The sequence below is a fragment of the Pseudomonas sp. GW821-FHT07B01 genome, assembly GCF_059419065.1.
Map to the genome: position 1 here is coordinate 175,662 of NZ_JBWKRA010000012.1, position 7,786 is coordinate 183,447.

9 protein-coding genes are annotated in these 7,786 nt (G+C 61.6%); 6 read left to right on the forward strand and 3 right to left on the reverse strand.

Going from position 1 to position 7,786, the window contains the following annotated elements; all coding sequences use genetic code 11:
• The first annotated feature begins 19 nt into the window (after positions 1 to 19).
• The 3 genes from AC07S6_RS15745 to AC07S6_RS15755 are packed head-to-tail and all read left to right on the forward strand — an operon-like array spanning position 20 to position 1,907.
• Entirely contained in the window at positions 20 to 547 is a 528-nt protein-coding gene (locus AC07S6_RS15745) for a hypothetical protein (RefSeq protein ID WP_019818257.1), read from the forward strand.
• Between the two features lie 30 nt (positions 548 to 577).
• Positions 578 to 1,354, forward strand: coding sequence for a class II glutamine amidotransferase (locus AC07S6_RS15750; RefSeq protein WP_003189615.1), 777 nt, complete (start codon positions 578 to 580; stop codon positions 1,352 to 1,354).
• A 10-nt stretch (positions 1,355 to 1,364) separates the two neighbouring features.
• Positions 1,365 to 1,907 (forward strand): DUF2937 family protein, encoded by a 543-nt coding sequence (locus AC07S6_RS15755; RefSeq protein WP_034126628.1) that lies wholly within the window; start codon positions 1,365 to 1,367, stop codon positions 1,905 to 1,907.
• A gap of 114 nt (positions 1,908 to 2,021) precedes the next feature.
• Here AC07S6_RS15755 and AC07S6_RS15760 read toward each other — a convergent pair whose 3' ends face one another.
• Positions 2,022 to 2,942: a LysR family transcriptional regulator gene (locus AC07S6_RS15760; protein WP_057975685.1), complete on the reverse strand. Its 921-nt coding sequence runs from the start codon at positions 2,940 to 2,942 to the stop codon at positions 2,022 to 2,024.
• A gap of 175 nt (positions 2,943 to 3,117) precedes the next feature.
• On the opposite strand from AC07S6_RS15760, the gene AC07S6_RS15765 reads away from it, so the two are divergent.
• From AC07S6_RS15765 to AC07S6_RS15775, 3 genes are read left to right on the forward strand one after another with little or no spacing between them, the layout of a single operon-like run.
• Complete coding sequence (locus AC07S6_RS15765) at positions 3,118 to 3,858, forward strand: 5-oxoprolinase subunit PxpA (protein WP_060764438.1); 741 nt, start codon at positions 3,118 to 3,120, stop codon at positions 3,856 to 3,858.
• Complete coding sequence (locus tag AC07S6_RS15770; protein ID WP_034126631.1) at positions 3,855 to 4,559, forward strand: 5-oxoprolinase subunit B family protein; 705 nt, start codon at positions 3,855 to 3,857, stop codon at positions 4,557 to 4,559. Before AC07S6_RS15765 ends, AC07S6_RS15770 begins: the two co-directional genes overlap by 4 nt.
• Positions 4,556 to 5,470 (forward strand): 5-oxoprolinase subunit C family protein, encoded by a 915-nt coding sequence (locus AC07S6_RS15775; RefSeq protein WP_034126632.1) that lies wholly within the window; start codon positions 4,556 to 4,558, stop codon positions 5,468 to 5,470. Before AC07S6_RS15770 ends, AC07S6_RS15775 begins: the two co-directional genes overlap by 4 nt.
• A 108-nt stretch (positions 5,471 to 5,578) precedes the next feature.
• Here the strand turns inward: AC07S6_RS15775 and AC07S6_RS15780 are convergent, their stop codons facing one another.
• Together AC07S6_RS15780 and AC07S6_RS15785 are read right to left on the reverse strand one after the other, a co-directional pair.
• A complete protein-coding gene (locus AC07S6_RS15780) occupies positions 5,579 to 6,757 on the reverse strand; it encodes a vWA domain-containing protein (protein WP_200599235.1) in 1,179 nt (392 codons plus the stop codon).
• Positions 6,757 to 7,602 carry an AAA family ATPase gene (locus AC07S6_RS15785; RefSeq protein WP_003189627.1) on the reverse strand — a complete coding sequence of 282 codons (846 nt, stop codon included), beginning with the start codon at positions 7,600 to 7,602 and terminating at the stop codon, positions 6,757 to 6,759. The genes AC07S6_RS15780 and AC07S6_RS15785 overlap by 1 nt, the downstream gene beginning before the upstream one ends.
• Positions 7,603 to 7,786 lie beyond the last annotated feature (184 nt).

Consider the following 7,786-nt stretch of genomic DNA (forward strand, 5'->3'; position numbering starts at 1 on the left):
ATTCCCTATCTGGCAGACGGTGGCAGGCATTGCAGCCGCGACACGCAAAAGCCGTTATCATAGCCGCCTGTTTGCCAACCTTGCCATGGACACCATGACCGAGAACGACTATCTGACCGCTTGGGGCCTTTACGCCTTCGCCGCTTTGGGCTGCCTGTTGGTGTGGTGGCGCATGACCCGCTGGATCTGGCGCTGGCTGCGCGAGCCCCTGCAATTGCTGATGGCGGTGTTGCTGCTCAGCCCGACCATTGTCGACCCGGTCAAGACCCAGTTTGCGCCGGCCGTGGCCATTACTGCCCTGGACCTGGTGCTCAAGGTCGGCAACAACGCCTGGCGCGCCATTTCCGACCTGTTCATGTACACGATGATCGTGTTTGCCCTGTACATCGTGTTTGTGCTGATCCGCTGGCCCATCGAACGCGCCGCCAACGCTCGCCGTGAGCGCAAGGCGGCTGCGGATGCCGCCTTGGCCGCCGAACCGGAAGACGACGAACCGTTCCGTCGCCCGGCGCCTGCCGGTGGTATGCGGGTCGAACCGCGCCTTTAACGTTGTTTGCCCTGCAGCGAGAGCCCTGGCATGTGTGAATTATTGGGCATGAGTGCCAACGTCCCCACCGATATCGTGTTCAGCTTTACCGGGCTGATGCAGCGCGGTGGGCGCACTGGCCCGCATCGCGACGGCTGGGGCATTGCCTTCTATGAAGGCCGCGGCCTGCGCCTGTTCCAGGACCCGGCTGCCAGTAGCGAGTCGGAAGTCGCATTGCTGGTTCAGCGTTACCCCATCAAGAGCGAAGTGGTGATCGGCCATATTCGCCAAGCGAATGTGGGCAAGGTCAGCCTGGCCAATACCCATCCGTTCGTGCGCGAGCTGTGGGGGCGTAACTGGTGTTTTGCCCACAACGGCCAACTGGCGGACTTCAACCCCCGCGCCACCTTCTACCGCCCGGTGGGCGATACCGACAGCGAAGCGGCGTTCTGCGACTTGCTCAACCGTGTGCGCGAAGCCTTCCCTGAGCCGGTGGACATCGAACAGGTGCTGCCCGACCTGATCGCCGCCTGCGCCGAATACCGCAGCAAGGGCGTGTTCAACTGCCTGCTCAGCGACGGCGACTGGCTGTTCTGCTATTGCTCGACCAAGCTGGCACAGATTACCCGGCGGGCGCCTTTTGGCCCGGCGCGCTTGAAAGATGTCGACGTGATCGTCGATTTTCAGGCCGAAACCACCCCCAATGATGTGGTAACGGTGATCGCCACCGAACCGTTGACCGACAACGAAAACTGGACCCGCTACGAACCGGGCCAATGGAGCCTGTGGCGACGCGGTGAATGTGTCAGCCAGGGCGTTACCGAGTAAGGAATCGAGCATGTTGCTTAGCTATCTGCGGTTGGTGCTGTTTGCCGTTGGCTTGTTGGTCGGCGTGCAGGTGCCGGGGTTTATCAATGACTACGCCAAGCGCGTCGAAGCCCACTTGATCGAGGCCCAGACCGGCTTGCGCGGTTTCGAGTCCACGGCGCAGCAGTTTTTCAACGGTGATATGCAAGCCTTGGTGGCGCATTACCGCGCCAGCGATGACCCGGTGTTCCAGAGCGACGCCAGCAGCCTGGGCGCTATGCTCGATCGCCAACTCGAGTTGGACAAGCAATACCAGGCCATGCAGGGTCCGTGGTACATCCGCGCCCTGCAAGTGGCCGTGGCTGCCGACCCGGATATCCGTTCGGAGACCTGGAATGGCTACAGCTACCAGATTCTGCTGACGCCTGAAGCCATGGGCTGGGGCCTGGGCGGGGCGATGCTGTTGTCGTTCGGCATCGAGTGCCTGTACCGCTTGATCGACTGGGTGGTGTTAGGCGGCCGGCGCCTGCGCCAGAGCCGGCCCATCGAAGAACGGGACCTCAAGGGCCTCTAACGACCCACTGATCGTTCCCACGCTCCGCGTGGGAATGCTTTTTCTGACGCTCCGCGTCGCGCTTGGAGGCGCAGAGCGCCCTAGGCTGCGTTCCCACGCAGAGCGTGGGAACGATTAATCGGGTTTATGCAGTTGCATGCGTTCTGCACCGACTTGCTCGGCATAGCGGGCGACGACTTTCTGGCACAACCCCACAATCTCCTCCACCAACTCCACCCCCACGCGCCACGACACCACTACTTGCAAGTTCGGCAGGCGCTGGGCCATGGGCAGCATCACCAATTCCCCTCGCTCCAGCTCTTCGCTCACCAGCACCGGCGGCAGTGCGCCGATGCCGAAGCCATCGCGCAGCAACCGGGTAATCGCCGACACCGAGTTCACGCAGTTCATGCGCGGTGCGGCCACGCCATTGGCCTGCATCAAACTCAACACGTCCTGATGCGGGTGAGAGTTTTTCGAGTAGGTGATGATGCGCTCCTGGGCCAGTTCGGCGAGGGAGGCGTAGTCGCGGTTGTAGATCGACTGGCTGGCCACGATCCAGGCCATGGGGTGGCTGGCCAGTTCCAGGCTGCGCACGGTTTCCAGGCGCAGCAGGTCGGTTTGCAGGATCAGGTCAAGGAAGCCTTTTTGCAACTGATCGCTGAGGTTCAGCGCGGTATCGGCGATCAACTCGATCTCTACCAGCGGGTACAGCTTCATCAGTTCAGCGACCAGCGGGCTCAGCCAGGTGTGGATCACCGTGTCCATCGCGCCGATCCGAATGCGCCCGACCTTGCTGCTGGTGGTCTCCAGGGACTGCTTCAAGCCCTGCATGGTCACCATCATCTGCTCTGCATAGTCGAGCACTTTCAAGCCTTCCGGCGTCAAGCTCACGCCACGCGAATCACGCAGGAACAGCTTCACCCCCAACTCGCTTTCCAGCACCGCAATGCGGCTGGAAATCGAGGCCTGGGTGGTGAACAGCTTCTCGGCCGTGAGCCGGAAGCTCTTGAGCCTGGCCACCCAGACGAAGGTTTCGAGGAACTTCAAATTCATGGGATCAACTTTTTCTTATGCATGGATCGGTTTTTATTAGTTGGACGTCGCACCGGGCAAGCGCCAAAAATCGAGCTATTCCACGATAAGCGTCGTTGGGGTGCCAGGACAAGTTGCGAGTTCTGCGTAAAAAATCCCACACTACAAGAAAACAAAGCCTACAGGAGCGACCCCCGTGAGCCGCCTGCTACTGAACTGCGACATCGGCGAAAGCTTTGGCAACTGGACCATGGGTCTGGACGCCGAAGTCATGCCGTTCATTGATTGCGCCAACGTGGCCTGCGGCTTCCATGCCGGCGACCCGAGCATCATGCGCAAGACCGTCAGCCTGGCGTTCAAGCACGGCGTGCAAGTTGGCGCCCACCCGGCCTACCAGGACCTGCAAGGCTTCGGCCGGCGCTCCATGAACTACACGCCGCAGGAAATCCAGGACCTGTTGCACTACCAGATCGGCGCGCTGGATGGCATCTGCCGCGCTCAGGGCGGGCGCGTCAGCTATGTGAAACCCCATGGTGCGATGTACAACGACATGATGGCCAACCCCGCGCAGTTGCGTGCGGTGATCCAGGCCGTGGCCGCCTACGGCGACCTGCCGCTGATGCTGCTGGCCACCCGGGATAACCGCGCGGCCCAAGCGTTGGGTGATGAATACGAGGTGACGCTGTGGTTCGAAGCCTTTGCCGACCGTGCCTATGACAGCAACGGCCATCTGGTTTCCCGCCAGTTGCCCGGCGCGGTGCACCACGACAGCGAAACCATTGTGCAGCAGGCCCTGACCCTTTCCCGTGGCGAATCGCTGATTGCCAGCGACGGTAGCTCATTGGTACTCCAGGCCAATACCCTGTGTGTGCATGGCGACAACGCCAGCTCGGTGGCTGCCGTGCAGCGTATCCGCGAAGCGTTGAAAACAGCATGAACCCACGCATCGAAGTGGTGGCGATCGACTGCCTGATGGTGCGTCTGTTTGACGTGATCGCCGAAGCCAACATGCCGTGGATGCTCGCGGCTACCGAGCGCCTGCGCAATGGCTTTGGCTTGGCATTGGTGGACCTGGTGCCGTCCTACACCACCTTGATGGTGCATTACGATCTCACGGCGCTGACCCCGGCCCAGGCCCGGGCGCTGATCGACCAGGCCCTCACCGATCTGCAACCCCAGGCGCAGGGCAGTGGCCAGTGCCATGTGCTGCCCGTGTGGTACGACCTGAGTGTCGGCCCGGAACTGACCTTGCTGTCCCAGCGCAGCGGGCTGGCCGTGGAGGAGGTGATCCGCCGCCACAGCGCCCACGAGTACCAGGTATTCGCCCTGGGCTTTGCCCCTGGGTTTGCCTTTATGGGGCTGGTGGACGAAGTGCTCGCCACCCCACGCCTCAACACGCCGCGCAAACGCGTGGCCGCTGGCAGTGTCGGTATCGCCGAACGGCAAACCGCTGCGTACCCGGTGGTGTCCCCGGGCGGCTGGAACCTGATCGGCCGCACCCCGGCCAAACTGTTCGACCGGGAGCGCGACGGCTACAGCCTGATGCAACCCGGCGACACGGTGCGCTTCGCCTCGGTCAGCCACGCCGAATTCATCCACTTGGGTGGCGACGACACGCCGCTGGAGGCGCAAGCATGAGCCGCTTGATCATCGAGGCCAGCACGCCACTGTGCCTGTTGCAGGACGCCGGTCGTTTTGGCGTACGCCACCTGGGCGTGACCCAGGGCGGCGCGCTGGATTGGGTGTCGATGTCCTGGGCCAACTGGCTTTTGGACAATGCCCTGGATGCGCCGGTGGTGGAGATCACCCTTGGGGGCTTTACCGTACAGGCCGAGGATTATTGCCTGCTGGCCTTGGCCGGTGCGGACCTGGGCGCCTATGTCGATGAGCGAGCGATAAGCCCCGGTCGCAGTTTTATCCTGCAAAAGGGCCAGCGACTGCGCTTCACCCAGCCGTTCACTGGGGCACGCGCTTATCTGGCCGCGCCCGGTGGTTTTGATGCGCAGACTGTACTGGGCAGTTGTGCCACGGTCGTGCGCGAAGCGTTGGGCGGGGTGGACGGTTGCGGCAAGGCCTTGGCCGAAGGCGGGCGGTTGGCGTATTCCGGTACGGGCGGTGCAATGAAGGTGCTGGCCAACCCGGATGTGCAATCCGCTGCATCACTGGACGTGATCATCGGCGCGCAGATAGGCCAGTTCAGCGGGCAGAGCCTGTTCGATGCTTTCAACACCGAATGGGCTCTGGACAGCCGTGCAGACCGCATGGGCATGCGTTTGCTCGGCACGCCGTTGCAGTATCAGGGGCCGTCGTTGATTTCCGAAGGGATACCGTTGGGCGCGATCCAGGTGCCCCCGGATGGGCAGCCGATTGTGTTGCTCAATGACCGGCAGACCATCGGTGGTTATCCTCGATTGGGCGCGTTGACGCCTTTATCCTTGGCGCGGCTGGCGCAGTGTCTGCCGGGGGAGAAGGTGCGGTTGGCACCGGTGGTGCAGGAGGCTGCGCATCGGCAGCACATCAAGTTTTTGCAGCAGTTTGCCGATCGCTAAAAAGCATCGCAGGCAAGCCAGCTCCCACAGAGGAATGCATTCCAACTTTGAAATGCAGTCAACATGTGGGAGCTGGCTTGCCTGCGATGAGGCCGGTCAAAACACCGCCTATTTCGAGAGAAAGCGCATACCTTCTTCCAACCCGCGCAGCGTCAGCGGGTACATCTGATCCTCCACCAACTCGCGAACAATCCCCGTCGACGCTGTATAGCCCCAAGTATCTTTCGGGTAGGGGTTAATCCAGATCAGCTTCTTGTACTTGGCCATGAAGCGCTGCATCCACACATACCCCGGCTCCTCGTTCCAATGCTCGACGCTGCCGCCGGCCTGAGTGATTTCATAGGGCGCCATGGCCGCATCGCCGATAAAGATAACTTTGTAGTCGGCGCCGTATTTGTGCAGCAGATCCTGGGTGGACGTGCGCTCCGAGGTGCGACGCTGGTTGTTCTTCCACACCGACTCGTACACAAAGTTATGGAAATAGAAGTACTCCAGGTGCTTGAACTCGGTCTTGCACGCGGAGAACAGCTCTTCGCAGATCTTCACGTGGGCATCCATCGAGCCGCCGATGTCGAACAGCAGCAACAGCTTGATGGTGTTACGCCGTTCGGGGCGCATCTGAATATTCAGCAAGCCGGCATCGCGAGCGGTGTGGTCGATGGTGCCATCGATATCCAGCTCTTCGGCCGCACCCTGGCGCGCAAACTTGCGCAGGCGGCGCAGGGCGATCTTGATGTTGCGCGTGCCCAGTTCCACCTGGTCGTCGAGGTTCTTGTACTCGCGCTGGTCCCAGACTTTCACCGCCTTGCCCTGACGCTTGCCGGCGTCACCGACGCGAATGCCTTCGGGGTTGTAGCCGCCAGAACCAAAGGGGCTGGTGCCGCCGGTGCCGATCCACTTGTTGCCACCGGCGTGGCGTTCTTTCTGTTCTTCCAGGCGTTTCTTGAACTCCTCGATCAGCTTGTCGAGGCCACCCAGGGACTGGATCTGCGCGCGTTCCTCATCGCTCAAGGAACGTTCGAATTCCTTGCGTAGCCATTCTTCGGGGATCAGCGCCTGCAGGTGGTCGTCGAGCTTTTCCAGGCCGTTGAAATAGGCGCCGAAGGCCCGGTCGAACTTGTCGAAATGCCGCTCGTCCTTGACCAGGATCGCCCGTGCCAAGTAGTAGAACTCGTTCATGTCGGCGAAGGTCACGCGCTGTTTGAGCGCGTTGATCAGGTCGAGCAGCTCGCGCACCGACACCGGTACCTTGGCGGCACGCATTTCGTTGAACAGGTTGAGCAGCATCAGCGATTACCGCGACGGCTCATGAACGCCAGACGCTCCAGCAACTGCACGTCTTGCTCGTTCTTCACCAGGGCGCCAGCCAGGGGAGGGATGGCCTTGGTCGGGTCGCGCTCGCGCAGCACTGCTTCGCCAATATTGTCGGCCATCAGCAGCTTGAGCCAGTCGACCAGCTCGGAGGTGGAAGGTTTTTTCTTCAGGCCCGGCACCTTGCGCACATCGAAGAACACGTCCAGCGCTTCGCTGACCAGGTCTTTCTTGATGTCCGGGTAGTGCACATCCACGATTTTTTGCAGGGTGGTGCGGTCGGGGAAGGCGATGTAGTGGAAGAAGCAGCGGCGCAGGAACGCGTCCGGCAGCTCTTTTTCGTTGTTGGAGGTAATGATGATGATCGGGCGCTTCTTGGCTTTGATGGTCTCGTCGATTTCGTAGACGTAGAACTCCATCTTGTCGAGTTCTTGCAGCAGGTCGTTGGGGAACTCGATGTCGGCCTTGTCGATTTCATCGATCAGCAGGATCACCCGCTCTTCGGACTCGAAGGCTTCCCACAGCTTGCCCTTCTTCAGGTAGTTGCGCACGTCGTGCACCTTGTCCACGCCCAGTTGCGAGTCGCGCAGGCGGCTGACCGCGTCGTACTCGTACAGGCCCTGGTGCGCCTTGGTGGTGGACTTGATGTGCCAGGTGATCAACCTGGCACCGAAGGATTCGGCCAGTTGCTCGGCAAGCATGGTCTTGCCGGTGCCCGGTTCGCCCTTGACCAGCAGCGGCCGCTCCAGGGTGATGGCGGCGTTGACGGCCAGTTTCAGGTCATCGGTAGCCACATAGGCCTGGGTGCCTTCGAACTTCATCGGTCATTCCTCGAATTCATCAATGGCCTGACTATACCGCGCAGCCCCGGCGACTGTGAACGCAGACGGGGCATTCAGTCTCTGAATGGCGGGTCACATCAGCCCTGGCCCATGCAGGAAGTGTGGGGGGGGGGGGGGGGGGGGGGGGGGGGGGGGGGGGGGGGGGGGGGGGGGGGGGGGGAAG

Coding starts and splice junctions, on each gene's coding strand:
- AC07S6_RS15750 (WP_003189615.1), top strand. CDS start 578: ATGTGTGAATTATTGGGCATGAGTGCCAACGTCCCCACCGATATCGTG.
- AC07S6_RS15755 (WP_034126628.1), top strand. CDS start 1,365: ATGTTGCTTAGCTATCTGCGGTTGGTGCTGTTTGCCGTTGGCTTGTTG.
- AC07S6_RS15760 (WP_057975685.1), bottom strand. CDS start 2,942: ATGAATTTGAAGTTCCTCGAAACCTTCGTCTGGGTGGCCAGGCTCAAG.
- AC07S6_RS15770 (WP_034126631.1), top strand. CDS start 3,855: ATGAACCCACGCATCGAAGTGGTGGCGATCGACTGCCTGATGGTGCGT.
- AC07S6_RS15775 (WP_034126632.1), top strand. CDS start 4,556: ATGAGCCGCTTGATCATCGAGGCCAGCACGCCACTGTGCCTGTTGCAG.
- AC07S6_RS15780 (WP_200599235.1), bottom strand. CDS start 6,757: ATGCTGCTCAACCTGTTCAACGAAATGCGTGCCGCCAAGGTACCGGTG.
- AC07S6_RS15785 (WP_003189627.1), bottom strand. CDS start 7,602: ATGAAGTTCGAAGGCACCCAGGCCTATGTGGCTACCGATGACCTGAAA.